The following is a 26,340-nucleotide window of genomic DNA, read 5'->3' on the forward strand; positions in this document are numbered from 1 at the left end:
ACATTTTTGAAACATCAAACAGGTGTGCGTCATCCTAAAAGTTAGTACTCACCATTTTCTTATTCAATTAGCAACAACCAAAGAAGGAGGCAGACATGGCAGCCACAAAAGAGAAGGAAAAAAAGGAAGCCAAAGAAGGGAGCAGCGCGAAGGGATTCCGTCCTTTAGGGGATCGTGTGTTCGTAGCCTACACCGAAGAATTAGAACGGACAGCAGGCGGAATTTACGTGCCGGATTCAGCTCGTGAAAAACCACAAAGAGGTACAATCGAAGCCGCAGGCCCTGATGTTGAAAATGTGAAAGTTGGCGATCAAGTCCTGTTTGACAAGTATTCCGGGACCAAAATTAAGGTTGAAAACGATGACTGTTTAATTTTGAAAGAAGAGGATATTCTGGGCGTCTTCGAAAATTAACACCACCATCAAGTTCGAACTCACTTTTTTAAGTGGCATTCCACATCATTAAAATATGTTTAAAGGAGGATATGTATGGCTAAGCAGTTGCAATACAGTGAAAAGGCACGTGCGTCTATATTGAGCGGAGTGAATCAATTAGCGGATGCAGTGAAGGCGACATTAGGACCAAAAGGCCGGAATGCGATTCTCGACAAGAAATTTGGTGCTCCAACCATCACCAAAGACGGCGTGACGGTAGCCAAGGAGATCGAATTAAAGAATCCGTATGAAAACATGGGCGCGCAGCTTGTTCGGGAAGTGGCAAGTAAAACAAGTGATACCGCTGGTGATGGGACCACGACTGCAACAGTATTGGCCCAGGCCATTTACCGTGAAGGGGTCAAAAATATCACGGCAGGCGCCAATCCAATGGAGATTAAGCGGGGAATTGATAAAGCCGTTGAAGTTGCGATTGAAGAATTGAAAAAGTTCAGCAAGCCCTGCCAGACCAAAAAGGAAATTTCTCAGATCGGTTCAATCTCCGCCAATAATGATCACACCATTGGTGACCTGATCGCCGAAGCCATGGATAAAGTGGGAAAAGATGGCGTCATCACCGTAGAAGAAGCCAAATCCATGTCGACCTCCTTAGATGTAGTCGAAGGAATGCAATTTGACCGCGGGTACATCTCTCCCTATTTCGTGACCAATGCAGATCGCATGGAAGCTTCATTGGAAGACGCGTTCTTACTGATTGTGGAAAAGAAAATCAGCGCCATGAAAGACTTACTCCCAATTCTGGAGCAAGTTGCGAAAATGGGGAAACCGTTAGTCATTATTGCTGAAGATGTCGAAGGCGAAGCCCTGGCAACGCTGGTTGTCAATAAACTTCGTGGCACATTGAATGTGGCAGCAGTTAAGGCTCCTGGCTTTGGTGATAGACGAAAAGCCATGTTGGAGGATATTGCCACTCTGACAGGCGGGCAAGTCATTTCTGAAGAAGTAGGCCTCAAACTCGAAAGTGTGAAGCTGACGGACCTCGGTCGGGCCAAACGGGTGAACATTGACAAGGACAATACCACGATCGTGGAAGGAGCTGGAGATCCGAAACGAATTGAAGGTCGTGTCAAGCAAATTAAAACACAGGTTGAGGAAACCACATCCGATTACGATCGGGAAAAATTACAAGAGCGATTGGCGAAAATGGTTGGTGGCGTTGCTGTAATTAATGTAGGCGCCGCAACGGAAACAGAAATGAAGGAAAAGAAAGCCCGTGTGGAAGATGCTCTTCATGCGACCAAGGCCGCAGTGGAGGAAGGCATTGTTCCTGGCGGAGGCGTTGCTCTCCTTCGTTGTGTTCCGGCTCTGGATAAAATGAAATTAGACCACGATCAACAAGTGGGAGTGAATATCGTCAAGCGTGCCCTGGAAGAGCCAATTCGACAAATTTCCATCAATGCCGGCGCCGAGGGTTCTATTATTGTGGAAAAAGTTCGACTTGAATCCACAAATCGAGGATACAATGCCGGCACCGGAGAATTTGTGGATATGGTTGAGGCCGGTGTGATTGATCCAACCAAGGTGGCACGTTGCGCGTTGCAAAATGCTGCTAGTGTTGCGGCTCTCATGCTCACCACGGAAGTTATGGTCACCGAAATCCCAGAAGCGAAATCAGAAGGTGCTGGGATGCCTGGCGGCCACGATCACGGCATGGGTGGCATGGGCGGCATGGGCGGATTCTAAAATCCGACTCACGAAAATAGTGAAAAACCCCCTGGAGGATTCAATCCTCCAGGGGGTTTTCTAATTCTGAATCTTTAATTCTTTCGCCGATCAGACAGTAAACTCCTAGGTTAATCGATAGTTGCCCTCCATAAGGAGATAGTTTTTTGACAGATTGTTTGTGTGATGTGGTATAAAGAATTCCATCATTATGAAACCTTTCTATTGTATTGGTGCAGCATTCCCCATCCTTTGCTCCAGATTCAGCAAACTATGAATTTATACTCCAACACAATCAATGTATTTTTTGGTCAAACAAAATCCTATCGGATATTAATGTGGGCAATTGTGGTTTTTCTCGTGACCGGAAACGACTTGCTTGGACTTATCAATAAGGGTGAAGCAGCCGGTGCCCAGTCGCGAACAGAAGCGAATTGTACCATTGGTATGGTAAAAGGCGAGGCCAAGGCTGAATGCCGAGTTCCCATTCCGAATGGCTGTGCTGTTGCCCAGTTTCCTGGATATCCCGAACCGTGGGTTGATATTTCCAAAGGAGGGGGAACCTCTTGCCAATTTGACGCGAAACAAACCGACTGGAAAACTTCAATTGTCGGATCATGCCAAGCCTGCACCACCGAGCAATGTACGGGAAGATTTATCGTGATGTTTAATTGTGCGAACAATGTTCCTCCTGCTAATCCGGGAACCCCTGGACAAAAGTAAATCTTGTTTTTATCCGGAGGAGAAGGAGCACTCATGTCTCCTCGCTTGATCACGGCCAATGCAATCAAAGAAGAGGCCATCCGTTTAGGTTTTGATTCAGTAGGTATTGCTCATCTACCACCGCCTCTACCCGACACACCTTCCCCTCCGGCTCAAAATACAATTTCCCATCCAGAGGAATCGATTACTTGGCGGTTATGGGGACGCCTAAAAAAATGGCTGGACTTAGGCTTTCATGGAACTATGGAATGGATGGCCAAGGATCCGAAACGCCGCTCCAACCCAGAAGAAGTTCTTCCAGGTTGCCAATCCCTGGTAGTCGTGGGGATGAATTACTACACCGCTCATACTCCGGATGAGTCAAAGGCTGCTGGACGAATTGCTCGATATGCCTGGGGAAAGGACTATCACGGGTTCATGAAGGACCGGCTTAGAGAGTTAGAAAATTTCCTTCACTCACACGTACCGGATATTCAGACCAGGAGCTATGTGGATACCGGGCCCATCATGGAAAAACCGTGGGCCCAGGAGGCCGGCATTGGCTGGATCGGCAAACACACTAATATTGTTTCCACCGAGTTTGGGTCTTGGCTGTTGCTCGGAGAAATTCTAACGACCATGCCGTTGGATTGTGACGAACCCGCCATGGATTTATGTGGAACATGCTCGCTCTGTATTCAGGCTTGTCCCACCGGAGCCATCGTGGAACCCTACCTCCTTGATGCGGAACGATGCATCTCGTATTTGACGATTGAATATCGTGGTCGTGCAGATGATCTGCCAGCCGAGCTGAGAAAAAAAATAGGCAATAGGATTTTTGGCTGTGACGATTGTTTGGATATTTGTCCGTTTAATGTGAATGCAAAAGCCACTACGGAGCCAGGATTCCAGCCATTTCCATGGACATTACATCCCCAATTACCTGAATTGGTTAATCTGACCAAAGATGAATTTCAATCACTCACGACAGGGAGCCCCTTGCGCCGCCCTAAGCATGAGGGCTTTATCCGAAATGTACAGATGGGCCTCGATAATCAACCCCCACGGATTCCTTTATCGTAATTCGATCACGGTCACACCGTCTCCTCCCTCCGCTGGATCACCGGGTCGAAAGCTTTGAATATAGGGAGAGGATTGACAAAAAGTTCGAATTCCTGTTTTGAGTGCGCCAGAACCCTGGCCATGGATGACTTTAAGATATTTGGCTTGGGTGACCAGGGCATGGTCTAGGGCCGCAAGTGTCATCTCCATCGCATCGTCCAACCGGAACCCACGAATACACAGTTCCTGTTGATATTGGCCGGTTGCCTGATGCGAGCGTGGGTGACTTGTCTCAGTGGAAATTGTGGAGAGAGACCGTTTCCGACTCAATTGTTGTGGACCTGACAAAGATTTATTGCTGGAAGAAGCCGTGGCTCGACGTACGGCTGAAGGAGCGGTTTTAATTGTCTGGGCACCCACACGAATGGATACCTGCTTTTTCCCTTCAAGACTTTCCTGCAAGATCCCTATCGTCCCCAATGGATCAATTTCCACAAGGTCCCCTTCGTGTGGCGGCTCAGATGATTCCAGGGAAATATTGGGGAGGCGGGAAAGTATTTCTTGATTCACCGAACCAATGGTTTGCTGGATAGACCGAACCTTCGAAAGAGTCTTGTCCGTTTTTAAGTCATTGATGATTTGATTAAGTTGTCGTTGTGCTTTGGAAAATTCTTGTTGCCACTGCTTCCGATATCGTTGCCGGTCTTCTCGTTCCTGCGCCTGCAACCGATTGCGAGTGACTTCCGCCTCATCAAACAAGTCTTGTGCTTCTTGACGAAGGTGTTGGGCCTCTTCGCATTCACGTTCTAATCGAGTATGTGTGTTCTGCAGCGCCCGAAAGATAGCATCAAGATCGTAATCTTGTCTTTGTATCAAAAGCTGGGCAGATTGAATGATTGTAGAATCCAACCCCAATCGTTCGGCAATCTCCAGGGCTGAAGACCCCCCAGGAATTCCGTCTATGAGCCGGTATGTTGGAGCGAGAGTAACCGTATTGAATTCCTGACTGGCATTTCGAACATGAGGATTTCGAAAAGCAAGGGTTTTCAAGGTGGGATAATGTGTGGTCGCTATAATTGTACATCCGAATTCGCAAAGACGGGTTAAGAGGGCTTCAGCTAATGCGGCGCCCTCAATAGGATCCGTTGAGCTACCGACTTCGTCCAGAAGTACAAGGATATCCCTGCTCGCTGGTTTCGCTGGCGATCCGATATTTTTCAATAAGGCGATCATATTGAGAATATGGCCCGAAAAGCTGGATACATCCTTACTGAGATCTTGAGAATCCCCGATATCGGCATACACCTGTCCAAACAGGGCCATCTTAGAATCGGGGCCACAAGTCGGGTGAAGCCCAACTTTCACCATCATCGCGAATAATCCCACCAGTTTCAATGACACCGTCTTCCCACCCGCATTTGGTCCAGAAATGATAAGAACTGTGGTATCGCCCTTAATTCGAATGGAATTAGGTATGACGTGTTCCTTAGTCAACGCCAGGAGTGGATGCCTGGCTTGTTGCAGATCAATACAATGTTCTTGGTTCAGGTGAATGGGAGAGCCTTGTGTTTTAATGCTTAAGCGTGCTTTGGCCATCAGGCAATCGATATCGGCCAAGCAGGACAAGTTTTCACGGATGGCCCAAACATGTTCTGCGACACGACTGGACAAATCTTGCAGTATGTGCCGTTCTTCCTGAGCCACCTGCAAGTCGGCAAATTTAATGGAATTATTTAATTCGATAAGATGACGGGGCTCAATAAACACCGTGGCTCCACTACCGGAAATGTCATGAACAATCCCATCAATCGCGTGTTGTCGTTCGGCCTTTACCGGAATGACATATCGACTCTCACGTTCAGCAAAGTATTGTCCCTGAAGAAGATCATCATATTCTTGAGAAGCCAACATCCCTTCCAACTGTCGACGCATGGTTTGACGAAGCCCCTGACGTTTCTGTGTCAATTGATAGAGCTCAGGACTTGCGGATTCTCGCAGACGGCCGTTGAGATCAATGCACGAATCAATCACTTGCTTGATCCACATCAGATCTTGAAGGTTTATACAACGAGCTCTGATCATCGGAAAGAGGGAGCCATGAATTTCCATGTGGCGTCTGATCGTATGCCCCAGGCCTAAAACCAAAGCAATATCTCGAAGGTCCGGCCCGTCCAGAACGCCTTCTTTTTCAGCCCGTGCCAGCACATTTCTGATATCGGGAAACACCATGGAAGGCAGAGGATGAGTGCCTTCGAGGATATCAACCATTTCTGTGGTTTCTTGTTGTTGAATACGGGCAGTCTGAAGGTCAGCTGCGAAGACGAGCGCACGACAGCGCGCGGCCCCTATCGTGGAGGCGGCTTCATTAGCAAGACAATCGATTAAAACAGGCCATTCCAAAACCTGTTCTGTGTGTTGAACCATGCGAGGCACCATTTATTATAGCGCGTCAGGTCAAAAAGACGTTCCAATCGATACAAACATTGGATTTAACCGTGAGATTTTCAGGAAAAAGAGTGAATAAGCAAGGTGTACGGGAAGGATATAAAAGCCAAGGGTCCCTGGCAAGTAATTTACTGCAAACGTGAAGACTACCCGAGAGTTCGGCGCAACGTTATTTTTTCATTGAATCAACCGAAAGCTTGAGATCTTCAATGGCCTTTTGAATGTTTTCCTTGATGTCCTGCCAAGCGGTTTCACTATTGTCACGAAGTTGCTCAATACGAGGAATGAGGGTATCTTGTTGCTTTTTGAAATTATCGAGTTGGGCTTGAAGTTTGGCTCGGGTTTTTTCTTGTAGCTCGATGCTTTGATCCCGAAGTTTTTGAATTTGTATTTCTAAATCAGTAATTTGTTTATTCAGACTCTCCGTGGATAATTCATCTCCTCTGGCTGCAACCGATCCTGTTTTCTTGCCAGCTGTATTCTCTGCCGAAACAAATGCCGCGCCGCTTCCCAGGAACAGGCAGGCCAAAATCCATCCCATTCCCAACATAGAGGCGGCACCTCTGGTTTTTAGCAAAAAGGCTTGGTGCATATAAATCCTTTCCTCCCAAAACCCTGTTTTCTCGCAAGTTCAAATTTGATGATTCTCATGGTTATCACAGCAACGAGGATTCCACAAAAATTGCATGGAAACCCACACGATGCCTTGCTCCAATGACAAACTTACCTTAGAATGCCCTCCCGTAAAATAAGGATCCATATGACTCAAGAAGACGCTCGCGCCTATCTCAACTATCTCCTTACCCTCCATCTACGCCAGGAGGAAGCCTTTGGTCCGTTAGGTTTAGCATTTGTCAAGGAGAACGACCTGAACAAATTATCCCTCCTTCCTGAGGAACAATTTAACTTGTTGATGGCCATAGCCACGGTCTTCTCAGCTGAACCCAAACGTTACACCATGAAGTTAGAATTACTGCAAAAAGCCTACCAACTTCTACCGCAAACACGCTATCACGATCCTGAATTAGGGCGGGACCTTGAGCATTTAATCAGAAAAACTCAAAGTGACCTTCATCGCTACAATGAAGCGATGAAGGTTGCCAGGGCACAATCTCCAGATCGACAAAGCTTGATTGTCGAAACCGATATCCCAGAATATTTTCTCGAAACCGCACAAAAGCGAGCCTCAGCCTATTATCAAGAAAAATATCGATTAACCAAAGAGGCAAAAACTGCCCAGCATTTTGGTGGAGCAGCGAAAAAGTTTGAACCGGACAATCTGGCAATCCATAAAGAATTTCCCGGTGCCTGCGCTCCATTTATTAATGCCCGGACGAATGCTTTTCATATTGTTTTACCTTTTGACATAAAAATCAGTCGAAGTCCGGAAGATCCGTTGGAAGCTGGAATTCGAATTTTTTATGGAAAAATGGGATATTCATTTCCTTTACGCTATGAGATGGGGAAATTATGCAGTTACCACGACGGCCAAGTACTGGATGTGGATCTCCACGATCCGAATCTTATCTTTTTCTCTGTATCGGGCATCAAGGACCCAGAGTTTATCACCCAAGCCTCTCAAACCGACCCTTCTCTCCCACCAGAACTGGTCTACCCCATGGCCGTCTTAGAACACACCGGTAGTTTGGGACCCTTTATTCAGGTCAGTTGTAATATCAAGGTGTGGTTCGATGCCTCTATGGTTTCACTCCTCATCCAAGGTGCGCCGGATCTCCCCGATTATGGATTGCAAGGAGGAGCGGGCCTCATGACCAGAACGTACGCTTCCGATAAAGTTGAATCATATGTGCACAATTTATCTCAACCCTGGCAAGAAGGCTTGAGTTTTAACTTCATAAATCTCCATCTTCAATTAAGCCGTGGCATTGACAGTGCCGTTGTCCCCTGTGGAACACCGATCTTTTCAGTATATCCGGTGTTCAATCGACAGAGCTACCGCTTTGTCGACCGCCGAACGATGGACCAGGCTCCCTAGGGATCCATGGCTAACTGGTGAGTCCATGGGACTCATGCGCTTCCCAAGATTATACAACTCAAAACAACACCTTCGGGTCATGAATAGCGGTATTCCAGTCAAAAGGATTTGTCTTATCCTGACTTTCCTGCTTATGGCTGGATGTGCAGGTGGCCAATCCCGTCCCGAGCCGATGATCTCGGAAACGTTTCAACAGGGAGTGGCTTCCTGGTATGGCCCAAGTTTTCATGGTAATCCGACCGCCAACGGTGAACCCTACGACATGTGGGCACTCACTGCCGCACATCGTACCCTACCCTTTGGAACACGGGTCCTTGTTCACAGTCTCGATACCGGAAAATCCGTGACTGTTCGCATCAATGATCGTGGTCCTTTTATTCGGGGCCGGATCATTGATCTGTCCTATGAAGCTGCCCGGGAGCTGGCCATGATTGGAAGAGGAACGGCGAATGTCAGTTTAACGATCCTCAAATCGACAAACGCAAGTTCAGGCTATACGGGTGGAGGGTCTGAGAGTTACTGGGTGCAGGTAGGCTCTTTCACGACCTTAACCCAAGCGGTCGCCTTGCATGAACAACTGGCCTACCACTATCCCAATATACGATTGACGACCGTAGACCTTCCATCCGGACAATGGCACCGTGTTCAGATTGGGACATTTCCCTCTCAGGAAAAGGCCGAAATCGTGGCGATAGAACTGGAAAAACAATTCGATCTCGACCCTCTTTTGATACAAGGTAACTGACTGAAATAAAAGAGCTAATCTGAGAATTCATCCGGTATAATTGCCTTAAACCAATACCCTATGGTACTTTGGTTCCAATCAAGCATTGAGGGCTCAAAACCTCTCATCAACAATGAGACTTTTGGCCTTATTATGAATCCCTCTCAAACTCTTCTGATACCAACTTCCTCCAAGACCAGACTTCAAGCTCTTGCAGCTGATTCTGCTGTAACGACATATCTTTGTCACGTCGGAGCTCGTTAAGCCCTCTATGGATTTTATCGCCGTCCTTATTTGCCTGGGACTTTCCGCTTTTTTCTCCGGGGCCGAGATCGCATTTTTTTCAATAACGGAAAGCCGGTTGAAAGCCCTGGCCGATGAAGGCCATAAAGGGGCAAAACTTGCTCTGAAATTACGGTCAAATCCACAACGCCTTCTCTCGACCATTCTGATTGGCAATAATTTAGTCAATATTATGGCGGCCTCCATGGCAACCTTGATTGCCATCCGCATGTTTGGATCCGAGGCCGTGGCTGTCGCTACGGGTCTCTTAACCTTTATGGTCCTGTTATTTGGTGAAATCGTTCCGAAAACGCTTTGTGCCAAATATTCTGAAACGGCTGTGCAATTACTGGCATACCCCATATATCTCCTCGAACAATTATTTTTTCCGTTTCTCTATTTCCTGGAACCGTTTATTTTAAAACTCACAGGTGGTCGAGGGTTAACCGTTCCGTTTATTACGGAAGAAGAACTCAAGATCATGCTCGATGCCGGAGGAAAAGCGGGGGTCCTGGAAACAGATGAAGTAAAAATGATTAAAAACGTGTTTGATTTCAATGACGTGACGGCTGAAGATGCGATGACGCCGAGGATATATATGTTCGCGCTCGATGGCAATCAAACACTTGGGGAAGCCCGGGAAGAGTTATTTAAAGCGAAATATTCACGGATTCCCATTTACGAAGGAAATCCGGACAATATCACCGCCATTCTCTATCGCAATCATGCCTTGATGGAACTGGCTCAAAGTCATACAAACCTCACCCTCAAATCATTAGCGAAACCGCCATTATTCATCCCCTCGACCAAAACGGCTGATGATTTATTGAGACAATTCCAACAAGAAAAACGACATATTGCGATTGTGGTCAATGAGTTTGGGGGAGTGATGGGGTTAATTACCGTCGAAGATCTTCTTGAAGAAGTAGTTGGAGAGATTCTCGACGAAGGCGATCTCCACGAAGAATGGATTCGCCGGACGGGAAAAAATCAAATATTAGTGGATGGGCGAACCGAAGTCCGCCGTATCAATGAATTTCTTAAGGTCGAACTCGACGAAGAACAAAATACAATTAGCGGACTGATCCTCGAAGAATTAGGCCATATACCTGCTGTCGGTGAGAAAGTGCAAACAGACAATTGCCTTTTAATTGTCCAAGAAGCTGATGAACGCTCTATTAAAGGCGTCCAAATCATAAAGGAAGAACCTGTTCCCGAAGCGCCTCCCACCGAACCGTCTACGGTGTCTTCAGAATCCTAACAAAAACTTCCCGGTTGTATCCTTTGTCCTGCTGATAAAATTTAACATCGTCTCCCCTACTCAGTCCCAGCAAAGAAATTGGTCTGCCTCAATCTTGCAACCCACTCTAGTTCATGATGAGACAAAACCTCATTAATGATTATTCGATAGGAACATTACTCGTTGGATGATGAAGATAGAGTGTTCCCGGATCGCATGAATAAAGAGAATTCATTTTCATCTAAAATTCTGACTCCTAATGTGGTGGCCCTGTCATATTTAGAGCCGGGGTCTTCGCCGGCTACGAGGTAATCTGTCTGTTTACTGACGCTGGCAGTGACACGTCCACCTAACTCTTCAATTCTGCGGGTCGCCTCCTGACGGGAATAGCCGTTCAACGTTCCGGTTAACACAAAAATTTTTCCCCTCAACGGTTGAGCGTGCGGCTCTGACATACTTGCTTCCTGTTGAACCCGAACTCCCAATGACTCCATATGTTGCCAAACCTTCAAATTACGGGATTCTTGAAAAAAATGAGTCACGCTCACAGCAATCTCTGGACCGATGTCACGAATTTGCAAAAGTTCCTCTTCGGTAGCCTTCTTCAAATTGTCGAGTGAACCAAAATTTTGGGCCAAAACTCTGGCGATATGAGTCCCCACATGACGTATGCCGAGGCCGATCAGAAGGCGCGCGAAGGGAACCTCCTTACTTCTCTCGATTTCTTCCAAAAGTTGCCTCGCGGATTTGTCTGCAAAGCCCTCTAATTGAAGAAGGTCGTCAACACCTAATGTATACAGATCTGATAAGTCCTTGACGAAGCCCTTGTCGACCAACTGTGCTACCGTTTTTTTTCCAAGCCCTTCGATATTCAAGGCGCCTTTTGACGCAAAATGTTCAAGCGATCCTTTGAGTTGCGCGGAACATACCGTTTGGCCAGTACAATACAGAATTGGCCCCTCCTGACTGGTATGGGACTGACACACCGGACAGGTCGTTGGCGGCTGAAAAGGAGCCCCCCGCTCTTCACCCTGCACAGGCACTCGTTCCACCACATCTGGAATGACGTCCCCTGCCCGTTCGACCTTTACGGTATCACCCACCCGTACATCTTTACGGGCGACTTCCTCCACATTATGCAGTGAGGCCCGACTCACCGTCACACCACCGATTTCCACCGGATCCAATAGGGCAATGGGAGTGAGCGCCCCGGTCCGACCGACCGACAGGGCAATCGCCTGAACTTTGGTCAGTTCCTTTCTTGGAGGAAATTTGAAGGCAATGGCCCATCGGGGACTGCGTGACTTTTCGCCAAGAGCCTTTTGCCAATCGAACCGGTCAATTTTAATGACGATGCCGTCAATTTCGAACGGCAGGACGTCCCGTCGTTCAAACATTTCCCGATGAAATTCCAGAGCTTCCTGGATGGAGGGGCAGTGACGCCGGAATTGAGGGACGGGCAATCCCCATGCCTCTAAGCACGTGACCGCTTGAAAATGGGTGCTGGGTCTGATTGACCCCGAGCTCATGAAATCGTAGCAGGTGATGGTCAGCGGGCGGGTCGCGGTAATAGCCGGGTCCAATTGGCGTAATGTTCCCGATGACGCATTGCGCGGATTGGCAAAGGGTTCTTCCCCTTGTTCGGTTAAGCGTCGATTCAATGTGTGAAAATCCTGGAGCTTCATAAACACCTCACCCCGCACCACCATATGGGAGGGAAAAGTCCCGCCTTCCTTCAACTGTAATGGCAAGGCACGAATGGTTCGAAGATTGTGCGTCACGTCCTCCCCTATAGTCCCATTTCCTCTCGTAGCTCCTCGCACAAATATGCCATGGTCGTAAGTAAGGGCCACAGATAATCCATCGTATTTGGGTTCGGCCGAATAGCTCGGCTGTTGCACGTCCAATTCCCGGGAAACCCGCTGATCGAACGCTAAGACGTGCGCTTCATCCATTTCCGAGTCCAAACTCAGAAGAGGAAATTCGTGTGTAATTTTATTGAATTGGGCAAGTGGCGCACCCCCGACCCGCTGGGTTGGCGAATCAGGTGTCCTGAGGTCCGGGTATTGGCTCTCTAAGGCTTGGAGTTCTCGAAAGAGTTGGTCATATTCAGCATCAGAGATTTCCGGTCGGCTTCGAACATAATACAATTCATCATGTCGACGGATGGCGTGTTTTAACTTTTCAAGTTTCAGTTGAACCTTGGCGGATGGCACCGCACGAGTTTGAGGAGTCTTGAAAGAATCCTCTACTCCTGTCTCGTCAGGATTATTCTCGAATAAATTTGGCTGCATAACTTCGGATTTCGTGCCCATTTAACACATGAAATTGCCGTAGACGAGCAATCGTTTGCCCTGAAAACCGATGCAAGGGAATGGGCAGGAGCTGCCGGCCGAAGCGACGGGCCATCTTTCGCCAGGCCCAAGTCAGCGGAACCGGCGAGACGACGGCCACAACGGGTTCTTGTGAATGGGCGCAGGCTCCCGCCAGCAATCGTTCTTCGAGCGATGTCGCACAATCGAATAGGGGATTTTCCCAAATATCAGGAATAAGCCGAGGCGGATACAGGAAAAGCGCGCCGCCATAGCATGCCTGTCCGATTCCTGGACCGACCATGTTCGGCGAAAAGGGGGTTGCGTAAAAACTGAGAGTGGACTCTTCTTGATGTTCGGCATACCAGGTCGTTTGCCAGGAAAACTTCTGAGGATCAGCCGGCACCTCAAAGAAAAACACCAAGGATTCAATGGCTCCTCGCACTGGAGGAACCACTTTGACATGAATATCGCGCACGGATCGTTGTGGGTTAATAGCCCACTGGCGCAAAGTCGCCCGTAGATCAATTCCATCTTCCAGCGAGTTGGTGAATCGTTCAATCCTGCCTAAATCCGCCCCCAAAACCTGTCGACTATGCTGTCGAACATGCGCCGCAAAAGATTCAATGCGGTGATCCTCCGGTGGCCAGGAACACTGGCGGTTGGGATTCCACTGTTGTGCCCAAGCTTGTGTTTTGGGCCTTGAGGGATCCGGCCGGAGGGTGACACGGCGCCAAACCAAAGGGTCTCCTTGCAGCCGGTTCACAGCCGGGAGAATGTTGCCCTCAGGGTCTTGAAGTTCGGCAATTCCCATCAACACACCAGGCCTGGTATCCAATACGGATGATTGAGTTTGGTAGTCATAGCTTTTGGCGGTTTCCAATAACCTGAGGGCAAATTCATCTCCAGCCATTTGCTTGGCAGCTAGAACCAAGGTATACAAATCCGGTTTAAGACGATGCTCGAGAAGTGTCAGGTTCCGCACATATTGAAAATAGCGTTGCAATAATTGTGGGGTGACCCAATGAGTTTCGTGCGCAATGGTCGTGGAACGAGACGCCAACCACCTGGCCCGTGCTTCCAAAACCAGTTCTTTAAGGCCATCAATAGCCAAATGCGTATCAGCACGGGCTTCTTCCCTTCGTTGTTCATAGAGATAGGTGAGATAGGGTAATTCGCTCAACGCAAAGTAGATGGAAGATGGTTCGACCTTCCACCACTCGGGAAGACTTATGTTCTGCTCAGGTGAAATATATGGCATCCGCTCTTGATAGGCCTGACGCAACCAGGGCCAATCCGTCATTGGGCAGAGAAAAAGAATGGCCGAATAGTCCAGTTCGAGTTCATGAAGTCGAAATGCCATCCAACGGATGCGTTCCCAACGAGAAGATGGGTCTTGAGGAGGCGGCAGAAAAGGCATGGTGGCAGCCGAGAAGGCTGCCAAAGGCACAGCCTTTAAGGAATAAGGATCAGGCCCGACCCAGGAGACGGGATGGTAGCGCCGGACCTCACGATCTACATAGGCCCGGGGTATCATTTCCGACATGGCTGATCGAATCCCCATAATCACCGGCTGACAGGGATCAATCGGCACATAAGAGCAGCTCGAGGTTCCATCATCATGTTGTTCTGGAAGGACCACCAGACTGATAACAGGCAACTGGTCAATCCCATTTTCTACGAGGGATTGCACCGATGGTGGTAGAGGAAGGACCACACAATCAATGTGGCGGGACACAATAATCTCACGGACGACATGAGCCATATCTCCACTTCCATGCACGACAGGCAGGACGTGAATATTGGAAGAGAGAGCAAAGATCGTGTCTGGGGTCAACGCTGAGAGAGTCATGGGGCGTCCTGGAGGAAATGCGGTAAGGCTTTCCCACTCAAGAATTAGAGGATGGGCCGTGCATCTGGGTCACCAAGGATTACAGGGCTGAAGGCCTACTGGTCAGGGTGCAAGGGATGATCCTCTTCAAAGAAGAAATCCCCCAATCCTTTCGGGAGAGCATGTCCGTGCAATGTTTGGGACCGGCGTTTCGCTAACACATCCAGATCTTGTGCTTCTTCTCCCAAAACATTGATCAGGGCTTCCCGCCATGCCGGATCACGGGCCACGGGATGGTGAGGGTCTTGGGCCATCCGTTTCATCGCGTATTGCACCATGTGCATCCCGTCCCGAATGGAGAACGGGAGATCCAGTTGATGCGCTTTTTGAAGAAAATTCACGGTGAGCGTGATTAATTCAGCAGATGCAAACGGGAGGTGATACCGCAAAATGGCCAATTCATGTTCCTTGTTAGGGAATTCAACTTTCAACGTCGGTTGCAGGCGGGACAGGATATAATCCGGCACCTCATAGGTCGAGGCATCTTCATTCATGGTGACACAACATCGAAAATTCTCATGCGCATGAATTTGAACACCCGCCACGACCGAATCGACCGAGCGTCGATGATCAAGCAGGGAGGCAAGGGAGGCCCAACTCTTTTCATTCATCCGGTTGCCTTCATCAAGCAGACAGACATTGCCGGTTACCATAGCCGTGACTAAAGGAGAGGCTTGATAGGTAATCGTGCCTCCCTCAGAAATGACCGGGGAGACGAGAAGGTCTTCTGGCCTTGTATCAGCCGTACATTGATAGATGAAGAGTTCCTGCTTCCGCTCCTGAGTGGCCGCCATGGCGAGTGTGGTCTTCCCCACGCCCGGTTGACCGATAATTCTCGGTGATAGAGGCACATCTTTTTCATCCACGATAAACCAACAGGCGAGAAGCTGGCGTAGAATTTCTTGATTGCCCATCCAGGCTTGTGTCTGTGTCAGCGGACGAGCCAGGCGAAGCGCAACCTGCCCGATGTGCATAACCGAATGATCTGCAGAATGTGAAAATGGAGAGGTCATAGAAAAGGACGAAGACAAATGGTAAGTGAAATTATCACAGCCATTTTTCGATGGTCAATGAATCGTGGTGTTCGGTAACTTCTACCGGTGTGCAAAATAGTTGTTTGACATTATCCCTATTCCGAATTATTGTGTAGCAAAAGGTGACCAGATCGTAGAGATCTTCCCCTTCTCGTTATTGACCATTGTCCCTAAAGGAGGGATATATATGAACCTCAGAGGAGGAACGCGTAATATGGCGCAACCATTGTTCGGGGGACATCAAGAAGATCCCCAATCATCGGGCTGGTTTGGATACCTGAAAATTGCAGCTGGCGTGGTGGTCTGTAGTGGAATCTTGACCGGATGCGTCAGTACAGAAAAGTTCGAAGCCGAAAAGGCACGTGCGTTAAATTTCCAAAGGCTTTTAGCGCAAGAAGAAAAACGAACCGGTGAATTAAATGTGAAGTATCAAGACACGCAACGACAAATGGGGTCATTGGAATCGCAAAACCGAGATTTAAATGCCGAATTAGAAGCCTTGCGCGACCAATTGAACCGTTCCCATGACGAACTTTCGCGTGTAAGAGAGGGAGGGATGGGAAAATCAGATGATTTGAAACTTTCCGAACCTTCGATCTCTGAATTTGGGCTGAATGATCTTGACTTTAAAGATTCAGATATGACGAAACTTGATTCGGACTTGAATTTGGGGGACACCATTCCTTTGGATTCAACAAGTTTGGATTCACCAATGGATACCATGGGAAGTCTCGATGAAGGGTCACATATTGTAGCGAAAGGCGAGACCCTCTATCGGATTTCCAAAGAGTACGGCGTGTCGATTAATGATCTCAAAGCCTGGAATCAGTTGTCTGATAACACCATTCACGTTGGACAAAAGCTTATCGTCAGCGGTCGGTAATCTCCGCTCCATTCATTTTTCAAGCTAAGGTCGGAATCCCAAGGAAAGCCGCTTCCTTCGGTTCCGGCCTTTTCTTGTTCTACTCACGTAAGACGTGTGTCTCACTGACACTTTCGTTGACACCTCATAGGCCATATGCTACCGTCAAATTCATGAAAAATGCTTATTATTCAGTGAGTTTTGAGGAATTTTGCCAGTTTGCCTCACAAGGAAACCTCGTGCCCCTTTATCGAGAAATTCTGGCGGATTTCGAGACGCCCGTATCGGCATTTTCCAAAATTAATACGGGACCCAATGCCTTTTTATTTGAAAGTATCGAAGGGGGAGAAAACTGGGCAAGATATTCCTTCCTGGGGAGTCACCCTTCCGTCATGTTGTGGGAGGAGAACGGCGAAGTGGTCACCCAAAAAGGCCGCAAACAGCACCGCGTCCCGCTGCAGGGCAACCCCTTGGACCATATCCAGAATACTATGGCAGAGTATCATCCGGTTGTTGTTCCCGGTTTGCCCCGATTTGTTGGTGGTGCGGTGGGTTATTTGGGTTATGACGTGGTCAAGTCTTTTGAGCCGGTTCCGTCTCGAGCGAAACCCGGGATAAAAACTCCCCTCTTTGCGTTTTGCATTACGGACACCTTACTCATTTTTGACAATGTCGCCCATACCCTCAAAGTCGTGGCCAATGCCCATATTACTTCTGCAAAGAAGACCCAACTTCGCCAGATCTATCAAGACGCTATCAAGCGGATTGAATCAATCATTGCCAAACTTCATAAACCAAGCCGGCGACCTACGGCCTCGATTCGACGTGCGCCACTCAAATTTCAATCCAACCTGTCTCCTGAGGACTTTGAAAAAATGGTGCTTCGGACGAAAGAATATATTCAGGCTGGGGATATTATCCAGGGTGTCATGTCCCAACGCTGGCAGACTACTATCCACACTGATCCCCTGGAGATTTATCGAGCCTTGAGGGTACTCAATCCCTCACCCTACATGTTCTATTTACGCATTGCCGGCATCGAACTCGTGGGATCTTCTCCCGAAATCCTTGTGCGATGCGAAGAAGGCAACATTGCGGTCCGCCCCATTGCCGGAACCCGTCCCCGTGGTCAGACGCCACAAGCTGACAAGGCATTGGAACAGGATCTCTTATCCGATCACAAGGAATTAGCCGAACATGTCATGTTGGTGGATCTAGGCCGCAATGATGTGGGCCGGGTGGCCAAAACCGGAACAGTCAAAGTTGAACGGTTCAAGAAAGTTGAACGGTATTCCCATGTCATGCACATTGTGTCTCAGGTCAAGGGAGAATTAGATCCGCGATACACCGCCTATGATGTCATGAAGGCGTGTTTTCCGGCCGGGACCGTGTCCGGTGCGCCGAAAATCCGAGCCATGCAAATCATTGAGGAATTGGAACCCACTCGTCGGGGACCTTATGCAGGAGCGGTCGGGTATTTTAGTTTTTCCGGGAATATGGATACCTGTATCAATATTCGTACGGTCGTCGTTCAAGGACAAAAGGCCTATATTCAGGCCGGTGCGGGAATTGTCGCCGATTCTGACCCAACCCGTGAATATGAAGAAACTCGAACAAAAGCCGGCGCCATGATGAGAGCCATTGAAATGGCCGAACATGGTCTAGCGTAAAAAGGCTTGAGAAGAACCCATATGATCCTGGTCATCGACAATTACGATTCGTTTACCTACAACCTTGTCCAATATCTTGGAGAGTTGGGAGCCGATCTCAGGATTTTTCGAAATGATGCCCTCACAATCGATGACATTCACCGCCTGGCACCTGAGCGAATATTAATATCCCCCGGCCCCTGTACGCCTAACGAGGCCGGCATTTCTGTTGCAATCATCAAGCACTTTGCAGGCCGTCTTCCGCTATTTGGTGTCTGCCTCGGGCATCAATCCCTGGCCTATGCGTTTGGAAGTCAAATTATTCGAGCCCCGAGACTCATGCACGGGAAAACCTCCATGATCCATCATGACGGAAAAACAATTTTTGAAGGCCTCCCGAATCCCTTTGAAGCCACCCGATATCATTCCCTAATCGTCAAGCGTGAAACCTTACCCACGGACTTTGAAATTTCAGCCGAAACCGTGGAAGGCGAAATTATGGGACTTCGACATACCCCAACCGGAGCGGAAGGCGTGCAATTTCATCCTGAATCGATTCTCACCACGGCCGGGATGGATCTTTTGCGGAACTTTTTATTATTACCCGTCTGCTCCTCAACCGACCACTAGACCAAGACTTCCCAGTCATTTGTCCATGAGCCTGTTCACATGCCACTACTCAAAGACCACATCGCCAAATTAGCTGAGGGCCTCGACCTCTCAGAACTCGAAGCGGAAGAGGCCATGCGGGAAATCATGCAAGGAGGAGCCACTGAGGCTCAAATTGCAGCCTACTTAATGGGGTTACGCATGAAAGGCGAAACGATTGATGAAATCACCGGGTCAGTGCGAGCCATGCGTGAACGGGCCATCCGGATCCCAATTGCCGATCCTCAGGTAGTGGATACGTGTGGAACCGGTGGGGACAAAAGCCACACGTTTAATATCTCGACGGCTGCGGCCTTTGTCGTGGCTGGAGGGGGAATGACGGTTGCGAAGCATGGGAATCGCTCCGTGTCCTCTCAATCAGGGAGTGCAGACGTGTTGGCCGCTCTTGGGGTAAATATCGACTTGGTTCCAGAAAAGGTTGCCGATTGCATCAATGAAATTGGCATTGGGTTTCTCTTTGCACCGCTTTATCACGGAGCCATGAAGCATTGCGCCAAACCCCGGTCGGAATTGGGGATTCGTACCTTGATGAATATCATGGGACCCCTCGCCAATCCGGCACGAGCTACGATTCAGATTCTGGGAGTGTATGATCAAGCCCTCAACGAAAAGTTGGCTCAGGTTCTAGTAAGGTTAGGCACACAGCATTGCTTTGTCCTTCATGGGATGGACGGGTTGGATGAAATTTCATTAACCAGCCGCACAGGGATTGCTGAAGGAAAAAAAGGACGAGTACTGAGCTATTCCATCGGGCCGGAAGATTTCGGTCTTCACCCGGTTTCGCCCAAAGAACTGGCGGGAGGAAACCCGGAAGACAATGCCCAGATTATTCTCGATATCTTTCGAGGACGAAAGGGTCCCAAACGGGATATCGTGTTGATGAATGCCGCGCCGGCCTTTATCGCCTGCCAGAAAGCGACCTCGCTGAAAGAAGGATATGAAGAGGCCGGTCGTGTGGTGGACAACGGAGCCGCATTTGAAAAGTTGGACAAACTCATTTCCCTGACCAAAAAGTTGGCGGCATGATTCTTTCGCGTATTCTCGAACATAAAAAAGCCGAATTGCGGCGAAAACAGAGTCGGGGGTACCTGGCTGAACTCAAGGGCCGCATTGTTGATCGAACTCGACCTCTGGGCTTTTTTCAAGCATTAGAGGCAGGGCGGACGTCGACAGCTCCGGCATTAATTGCCGAAGTCAAAAAAGCTTCACCCAGTCAAGGCCTGATGCGACCGGAATTTCACGATCAATTTGAACCAGTGGCCATCGCCTCTCAATATCGAGATCATGGAGCCAGTGCCCTGTCCGTCCTCACCGATCAGGATTTTTTTCAGGGGAATTTGGAGTATTTGCACAATGTCAAAGAGGCGGTTCACCTTCCTACGCTTAATAAAGAATTTATGGTTGGCGAGATTCAATTCTATGAAGCGCGGGCCTATGGAGCGGACTGTGTGTTGCTGATTGCGGCCGCGTTGGATCGATTCCAGCTTGAAGACTTTTTTACAGTTGCGCAAGAGTTGTCGCTTGATGTGCTCTTTGAAATCCATAATGAACGGGAATTAGATACCGTCCTTGAACGGGTGCCCTTGGCTAGACTTATCGGCATCAACAATCGGGATCTCAAAACCTTTCAAACTGATTTGAGTGTCACCGAACGGCTGGCCAAACGTCTGCCGGCAGACACACTAATTGTCAGTGAAAGTGGGATCCACAACCGTGAGCATGTTGTGCGGGTACTGGAAGCCGGAGCCAAAGCCATGTTGATCGGTGAGTCGTTATTGCGCGCAGACTCGATTCAAGCCAAAATTCAGGAATTATTACATCCCCCGTCACCTCCCAAAAAAGAAGAATCCACCACTCGTTGGGTCTAGGATTCAATTGCGGGGAACTCTCTACTGCACCTGTTCTCTATTGCGAAAGACCGGCCGAATTTATTGAGAAGCCTCTCTAGACAGGACAGAAAAATGAGCCTGAAGCCATATACCGTGGTACTTACGAACCTCCCAACAAGCAGCGAATGTTCCTATGGCCATTAAAATAAAAATTTGCGGCATCACGAATCAGAAAGACGCCGAATTCGCAGTTCAGGAAGGGGCCGACGCATTGGGTTTTGTGTTTTACGCCCAAAGCCCTCGATATGTCCAACCTGCTACCGCCCAACATATCATTGCCAGCCTTCCCCCTTTTGTGGTGACGGTGGGTGTCTTCGTCAATCACGATCTCGATATGGTGAAGCGCGTATTTGATGACTGCGGATTAAATCTGGCACAACTTCACGGTGATGAATCTCCCGGTTTTTGTGAATCGTTACAGCGTCCGGTGCTACGCGCCATTCGGCTAAGGGATAGAAGCAGCTATCTTGCATTGGCAGAATGGAAAGGACGAATGGGCGTGAGAGGATTTATCATTGATGCATTTTCTACTACCGCATACGGAGGAACCGGGCACACGACCGATTGGTCACTTGCGGGCGAAGTAGCCAAAGCCGTTCCCATGCTGTTGGCGGGAGGATTAACTCCTGAAAATGTTCAAGAAGCCATCTGCCAAGTGCAACCCTATGGGGTCGATGTGAGTAGCGGTGTGGAACAGAGTCCTGGGCGTAAAGATCCGGCCAAAATTCGGGATTTTATCCAATCGGTTCGTCTTGTGTGTTAGCCATTCCATCGCTATACTCTTTTCCTTTTACGTCTTCTTTCAGTAAAACATTTTATGGCAATCATACCTGATAAACACGGGCGCTTCGGGCAATTCGGAGGCAAGTATGCCCCGGAAATCCTGATGCCCGCCATCCATGAATTGGAACAGGCGTATCGTGCGGCGAAGAAAAGCCGGCTCTTCCAGCAGGAATTTCTGAATTGCCTGAAACAATTTGTTGGTCGTCCGACTTCCCTTTTCTTCGCCGAACGTCTCACCAAAACACTTGGTGGAGCCAAAATTTACCTCAAAAGAGAAGACCTCTGTCATACCGGTGCGCACAAGATCAACAATACCGTCGGGCAAGCCTTGCTCACCAGACAAATGAAAAAGAAACGCGTCATTGCCGAAACCGGTGCCGGACAACATGGAGTAGCGGTGGCTACTGTAGCGGCCATGTTCGGTCTGGAGGCCGAAATTTACATGGGCACCGAGGATATGGAACGACAGGCATTGAATGTCTTCCGAATGCGGTTACTTGGATCAAAAGTGACAGGGGTAAGTTCCGGAAGTCGCACACTCAAGGATGCCATCAGTGAGGCGATGCGTGACTGGACCACCAATGTCAGCACGACTCACTATTTGCTTGGATCGGTCCTGGGCCCCCATCCCTACCCCATGATGGTTCGGGATTTTCAATCCGTGATTGGTCGAGAAACCCGAAAGCAAATCCTAGCACTGGAAGGTCGTTTGCCTCACTGTCTTGTCGCCTGTGTCGGCGGTGGCAGCAATAGCATTGGATTATTTTATCCGTTCGTCAAAGATACAAAAGTCAAGATGGTCGGCGTGGAAGCCGGCGGGTACGGGATAGAAGGCGGGAAACATGCCGCGCGCTTTGCAGGAGGAAAACCCGGCGTTTTGCATGGCACGATGACCTATCTTCTCCAGAATGAGGACGGTCAAGTCAATCCTACACATTCAGTGTCTGCCGGATTGGACTATCCCGCAGTCGGTCCTGAACACAGTTACTATCATGATACCGGACGAATCCGGTACACCTCCGCAACGGATGCTGAAGCCTTAGCCGCATTCGACTTACTCGCCAAGGAAGAAGGCATCATTCCCGCACTAGAAAGTGCCCATGCGATTGCAGAAGTCGTCAAGCTGGCGCCCACGATGAAAAGGTCACAGATCTTAATCATGAATCTCTCCGGACGCGGAGATAAAGATGTTCAACAATTAGCCAAAATGCGCGGAATTCCTCTCTAGGAGAGGGCATACTCAGTGGCCAGAGAATCATCAGGCTGGGAAGGCCATCAGGTCTTGCGGCACATTTGAAATATTCTGATATGAGCAATCGCATTCAAGCCACATTTGCACAACTCCACTCCAAGGGGCAAAAAGCCCTCATCCCATACATCATGGCTGGCGATCCGACCTTAGCAATGACCGAATCTCTTGTATTAGCGTTGGAACAGGGTGGTGCCGACCTGATCGAATTGGGTGTGCCATTTTCGGATCCTATCGCCGATGGTCCGGTGATTCAACAAGCCGCAGAAAGGGCCCTGCACTCAGGGACAACCCTTAAAAATATCCTTGCCACTGTCGCCAACCTGAGAAAAACAACGTCTATTCCCCTTATTTTGATGACCTATTACAACAGCCTCATGGCCATGGGGATCAAAGACTTTTGTGCCAATGCCGTTGACGCGGGCGTCGATGGACTCATCGTACCGGATTTGCCTCCGGAAGAATCTGACCTTCTTTATCACGCCACTCAGGCGGCGGGAGGACCGGTGAGTATTTTTTTGCTGGCTCCCACCAGCACGCCGGAACGACGACGTGCTGTGATCAAGCGATCACATGGCTTTATTTATTATGTCTCTCTTACCGGTATTACCGGTGCAAAGCTGACCGATCTCAGCCTGGTGCGCCAAAGCGTCCAACAGCTTCAACGAGCCTCACGAAAACCTGTGGCAGTGGGATTCGGAATCGCCTCAGCCGAGCAAGCCAGAAAAGTTGGACAGTTTGCGGATGGAGTCATAATTGGGAGCGCCCTAGTCCGGCACATTGGTGAACATCATTCCGCCCCGACATTTCTCACTGACATTCAAGCCATGGCACAACAATGGAAATCCGTCCTCTTGCCGTCACGGCAATATCGTCGGCCAGACGAAAGCCAAACACGTAAGGTGTCCGCGCATTCATAAAGGCTGCCAGTGTTGAATTTGCACCTTCAATGCTCATAATCGATATACTCGTGAGCTATTGTCGGCGGCTCTCTGACGAAAATTTCTCGGAATTGAATCCATCCATGCTTCGTCTCGGGACAGACGTTCCGACGCAGGGAATCTTTCAAAACTTCCTTAAACCAGGAAGGTGAGTATGGCTTCTGCCAGAAAAAGACCTCGCAAACATTCCACTCGAATGTCAGTAAATACGGGGACGGCCAAGCAGCGACACTCTGCACCTTTGACTCACTCTTCACCGTTTCGCCTTGCAAACCACTGGTTAGAGGGAAACAAGGTCAACTATTTAGAGACTCCCAATAAGGGTGGAACCATACAACCGTCCTACTTGGTATTTCACTATACAGCCGGACGAAGCTCCCAATCCTCGATTGCCTGGTTGACAAACCCCCTAGCAAAAGCCTCAGCCCATCTGGTCGTAGGCCGGGATGGAACGGTTACCCAGCTTGCATCCTTTACGACGAAGACCTGGCATGCGGGGGTGAGTCATTGGGATGGCCTGAGAGGCCTGAATCAACATTCGATTGGGATTGAAATGGATAATGCCGGGCCATTAATCGCAGTGGGAGACAAATTGACGGCTTGGTTTGGGAAATCCTATCCAAAGTCGCAGGCCATTTTTGCAACCCATAAATTAGACCCCGAGCCAAAGTGGTGGCAGGCCTTTTCCGAGAAACAAATTCTCATTGCGGTGGAACTAGCCATCATACTGGTTCAACAGTATGGCCTAAAGGAAATTCTTGGACATGACGACATTGCCCCGGATCGGAAGCGGGATCCTGGCCCCGCTTTTCCTCTAGACCATATCCACGCATTGGTGCTGGGAAGATCCCAGGAAGAAGAGGATTGGTATCAGGTGATGGCATCTGCGTTAAATATTCGCTCAGGTCCCGGTTCGGAATATGACCTTGTAGCCTCTCCCCTCACCAAGGGAACGAAACTCCTCGCATTGGAGAAACAAGATCGATGGACCAAAGTGGATGTGGACCCGGGCGCACTGTCGTCCGGACAAGATCTCGAAGGCTGGGTCTTTAACCGATACATTGAATCCTTGAACGGGTAACGATTCAAGTCCCAAGTTAACCAACCATTAAAGAAACCTACTCAAGTCGATCCCACTGGGAATTTTTTCTTGTCGAAATCTTATACTGTTAAAGACCCTGTGCGACAAAATCCTGGCTCGACAGAACTCCGACATCCAATTTCTGAATGAGAGCTTTCGGTCTTAAGTCTTGATAGCGTCAAAGAGATCTGATTGGCAGAATGGGAAACGGGAGCGATGCTCAACTTAAGTTGGCCTGAATTATTCAATCCTACTAGGAGGTTGTCGCGTGGCCATTGTTCTTCGGTCATTCAAAAGTAGGCTAAGAAACCTTTCACCCTTCTCCCTGGGTCATCATCCAGCCAAGATCCAGCAAATCTTTTTTACCTAGCCCTGGCAGTCCTTGCCCGGTGTCAAAATCCTCACAGCACAAAAAAGCTAAAACTTCCCTGGTTTTCAAGCATTTCACTCATTTCTTTTCAGGAATTTCTGGCACGGTTCTTGGTCTATTGAAAGTTAGACACATGCTAAAACGTCCATAATTAACAAGGGGTTGTTCATGGGTGAAACCGAATACTTAGACAAGGAAGATCAAGAAAAAGCGGTGGAAATTCGCATTGAAGATGTCATTTATCGCTCTGATGAAAGCCCGGCGGTCGTGCTGGCGATCAAACGCACCTGTTCCCTTAGTGGAGAATGCAAAATCGGACATGTCACGTTGGGACATGAAAATACCCTTCGTTTATATCTAGAAACCTAATCACGAATTCACTCTCTTCAATGCCTTCTTGCATGACGTCAAGCAATCAACTTCATAGACTTATCCTGGTTTCGTGTTCACATCTCCAAGGGTTCTGGTAAAGCGAACTCCCTTGACCAGAAAGCAATCGGCAAAGCACTCAAGTCTCAAGGGTTTGACAAGAGTTGACCAGGGCGCTCCCAGAAGACTCATCGCTTATCCCCTCTATCGCTTTATTTGGTAATCTCGATAATTTCAGGAGTAAGACCGGATTCCGTCACATGAAGACGGGCCACGGAAATCGGGAGAGTGAAACGACGAGGGCCGGCACTGCCAGGATTGAGGTAGAGTACTCCCTTGCGTCTCTCGGCAGAGGAACGATGGGAATGCCCAAAAATGACCGCAGAAAATTCCGCGGCAACCGGATCTAAATCCAAGTGATCCAGTTCATGCACAACATACAAGACATACGATTGATGTTCGACGACATTCGTCAGGGGAATCTTCGCAGCCCAAGGGTCCTGATCATTATTCCCACGAACGGCAACCACTGGAGCGATCGCCTCCAAAATCTTCAGGACGGCAGGGCTTCCGATGTCTCCGGCGTGGATAATCAATTCCGCACCGGTCAAAGCTGCAATCACTTGGGGGCGCACCAGCCCGTGCGTATCAGAAATAATCCCGATCATCTGCT

General features: G+C 48.8%; 23 protein-coding genes. 17 read left to right on the forward strand and 6 right to left on the reverse strand.

What is annotated here, in order from left to right:
* Positions 1 to 95: 95 nt before the first annotated feature.
* The 4 genes from LX98_RS09000 to queG all read left to right on the forward strand — a co-directional run bounded on the left by LX98_RS09000 (position 96) and on the right by queG (position 3,902).
* Positions 96 to 413, forward strand: coding sequence for a GroES family chaperonin (locus LX98_RS09000; protein ID WP_312641348.1), 318 nt, complete (start codon positions 96 to 98; stop codon positions 411 to 413).
* A gap of 75 nt (positions 414 to 488) precedes the next feature.
* Positions 489 to 2,138, forward strand: coding sequence for a chaperonin GroEL (gene groL, locus LX98_RS09005; protein WP_312747622.1), 1,650 nt, complete (start codon positions 489 to 491; stop codon positions 2,136 to 2,138).
* Between the two features lie 162 nt (positions 2,139 to 2,300).
* Positions 2,301 to 2,840: a hypothetical protein gene (locus tag LX98_RS09010; RefSeq protein ID WP_496428583.1), complete on the forward strand. Its 540-nt coding sequence runs from the start codon at positions 2,301 to 2,303 to the stop codon at positions 2,838 to 2,840.
* 33 nt (positions 2,841 to 2,873) lie between these two features.
* Entirely contained in the window at positions 2,874 to 3,902 is a 1,029-nt protein-coding gene (gene queG, locus LX98_RS09015) for a tRNA epoxyqueuosine(34) reductase QueG (RefSeq protein ID WP_496428584.1), read from the forward strand.
* Here the strand turns inward: queG and LX98_RS09020 are convergent.
* Entirely contained in the window at positions 3,894 to 6,305 is a 2,412-nt protein-coding gene (locus LX98_RS09020) for an endonuclease MutS2 (RefSeq protein ID WP_496428585.1), read from the reverse strand. The genes queG and LX98_RS09020 overlap by 9 nt on opposite strands.
* A 190-nt stretch (positions 6,306 to 6,495) precedes the next feature.
* The gene (locus LX98_RS09025; protein ID WP_496428586.1) at positions 6,496 to 6,918 is read right to left on the reverse strand and encodes a sll1863 family stress response protein; all 423 of its coding nucleotides are present in this window, start codon (positions 6,916 to 6,918) and stop codon (positions 6,496 to 6,498) included.
* Between the two features lie 168 nt (positions 6,919 to 7,086).
* Between LX98_RS09025 and LX98_RS09030 the strand changes: the two genes are divergently transcribed.
* The 3 genes from LX98_RS09030 to LX98_RS09040 all read left to right on the forward strand — a co-directional run bounded on the left by LX98_RS09030 (position 7,087) and on the right by LX98_RS09040 (position 10,589).
* Complete coding sequence (locus LX98_RS09030) at positions 7,087 to 8,322, forward strand: hypothetical protein (RefSeq protein ID WP_496428587.1); 1,236 nt, start codon at positions 7,087 to 7,089, stop codon at positions 8,320 to 8,322.
* Between the two features lie 133 nt (positions 8,323 to 8,455).
* Entirely contained in the window at positions 8,456 to 9,067 is a 612-nt protein-coding gene (locus LX98_RS09035; RefSeq protein WP_496428588.1) for a septal ring lytic transglycosylase RlpA family protein, read from the forward strand.
* 250 nt (positions 9,068 to 9,317) lie between these two features.
* A complete protein-coding gene (locus tag LX98_RS09040; RefSeq protein ID WP_496428589.1) occupies positions 9,318 to 10,589 on the forward strand; it encodes a CNNM domain-containing protein in 1,272 nt (423 codons plus the stop codon).
* Between the two features lie 155 nt (positions 10,590 to 10,744).
* Here the strand turns inward: LX98_RS09040 and ligA are convergent, their stop codons facing one another.
* From ligA to LX98_RS09055, 3 genes are all read right to left on the reverse strand, one after another.
* A complete protein-coding gene (gene ligA / locus LX98_RS09045) occupies positions 10,745 to 12,862 on the reverse strand; it encodes an NAD-dependent DNA ligase LigA (protein WP_496428590.1) in 2,118 nt (705 codons plus the stop codon).
* Entirely contained in the window at positions 12,837 to 14,732 is a 1,896-nt protein-coding gene (locus tag LX98_RS09050; RefSeq protein WP_496428591.1) for a hypothetical protein, read from the reverse strand. The genes ligA and LX98_RS09050 overlap by 26 nt, the downstream gene beginning before the upstream one ends.
* Before the next feature lie 95 nt (positions 14,733 to 14,827).
* Positions 14,828 to 15,745 carry an AAA family ATPase gene (locus tag LX98_RS09055; RefSeq protein WP_312641326.1) on the reverse strand — a complete coding sequence of 306 codons (918 nt, stop codon included), beginning with the start codon at positions 15,743 to 15,745 and terminating at the stop codon, positions 14,828 to 14,830.
* A gap of 274 nt (positions 15,746 to 16,019) precedes the next feature.
* On the opposite strand from LX98_RS09055, the gene LX98_RS09060 reads away from it, so the two are divergent.
* The 10 genes from LX98_RS09060 to LX98_RS09105 all read left to right on the forward strand — a co-directional run bounded on the left by LX98_RS09060 (position 16,020) and on the right by LX98_RS09105 (position 25,667).
* Entirely contained in the window at positions 16,020 to 16,688 is a 669-nt protein-coding gene (locus LX98_RS09060) for a LysM peptidoglycan-binding domain-containing protein (protein ID WP_496428592.1), read from the forward strand.
* A gap of 218 nt (positions 16,689 to 16,906) precedes the next feature.
* A complete protein-coding gene (gene trpE / locus LX98_RS09065) occupies positions 16,907 to 18,337 on the forward strand; it encodes an anthranilate synthase component I (RefSeq protein WP_496428593.1) in 1,431 nt (476 codons plus the stop codon).
* 21 nt (positions 18,338 to 18,358) lie between these two features.
* Positions 18,359 to 18,946 (forward strand): glutamine amidotransferase-related protein, encoded by a 588-nt coding sequence (locus tag LX98_RS09070; RefSeq protein ID WP_496428594.1) that lies wholly within the window; start codon positions 18,359 to 18,361, stop codon positions 18,944 to 18,946.
* 39 nt (positions 18,947 to 18,985) lie between these two features.
* Positions 18,986 to 20,011 carry an anthranilate phosphoribosyltransferase gene (gene trpD / locus LX98_RS09075; protein WP_496428595.1) on the forward strand — a complete coding sequence of 342 codons (1,026 nt, stop codon included), beginning with the start codon at positions 18,986 to 18,988 and terminating at the stop codon, positions 20,009 to 20,011.
* Positions 20,008 to 20,853, forward strand: coding sequence for an indole-3-glycerol phosphate synthase TrpC (gene trpC, locus LX98_RS09080; protein ID WP_496428596.1), 846 nt, complete (start codon positions 20,008 to 20,010; stop codon positions 20,851 to 20,853). Before trpD ends, trpC begins: the two co-directional genes overlap by 4 nt.
* 154 nt (positions 20,854 to 21,007) lie before the next feature.
* Positions 21,008 to 21,637 (forward strand): phosphoribosylanthranilate isomerase, encoded by a 630-nt coding sequence (locus LX98_RS09085; RefSeq protein WP_496428597.1) that lies wholly within the window; start codon positions 21,008 to 21,010, stop codon positions 21,635 to 21,637.
* 54 nt (positions 21,638 to 21,691) lie between these two features.
* Positions 21,692 to 22,885: a tryptophan synthase subunit beta gene (gene trpB / locus LX98_RS09090; RefSeq protein ID WP_496428598.1), complete on the forward strand. Its 1,194-nt coding sequence runs from the start codon at positions 21,692 to 21,694 to the stop codon at positions 22,883 to 22,885.
* An 80-nt stretch (positions 22,886 to 22,965) separates the two neighbouring features.
* Positions 22,966 to 23,826, forward strand: a complete 861-nt coding sequence (gene trpA, locus LX98_RS09095; RefSeq protein WP_496428599.1) for a tryptophan synthase subunit alpha — start codon at positions 22,966 to 22,968, stop codon at positions 23,824 to 23,826.
* Positions 23,827 to 24,001: 175 nt separating this feature from the next.
* Positions 24,002 to 24,928, forward strand: a complete 927-nt coding sequence (locus LX98_RS09100) for an N-acetylmuramoyl-L-alanine amidase (RefSeq protein ID WP_496428600.1) — start codon at positions 24,002 to 24,004, stop codon at positions 24,926 to 24,928.
* A gap of 538 nt (positions 24,929 to 25,466) precedes the next feature.
* On the forward strand, positions 25,467 to 25,667 hold the full coding sequence (locus tag LX98_RS09105; RefSeq protein WP_496428601.1) for a hypothetical protein: 201 nt from the start codon (positions 25,467 to 25,469) through the stop codon (positions 25,665 to 25,667).
* A 212-nt stretch (positions 25,668 to 25,879) separates the two neighbouring features.
* Here LX98_RS09105 and LX98_RS09110 read toward each other — a convergent pair whose 3' ends face one another.
* Entirely contained in the window at positions 25,880 to 26,335 is a 456-nt protein-coding gene (locus tag LX98_RS09110; protein ID WP_496428602.1) for a YfcE family phosphodiesterase, read from the reverse strand.
* Positions 26,336 to 26,340 lie beyond the last annotated feature (5 nt).

This window comes from Nitrospira marina (genome assembly GCF_059568365.1).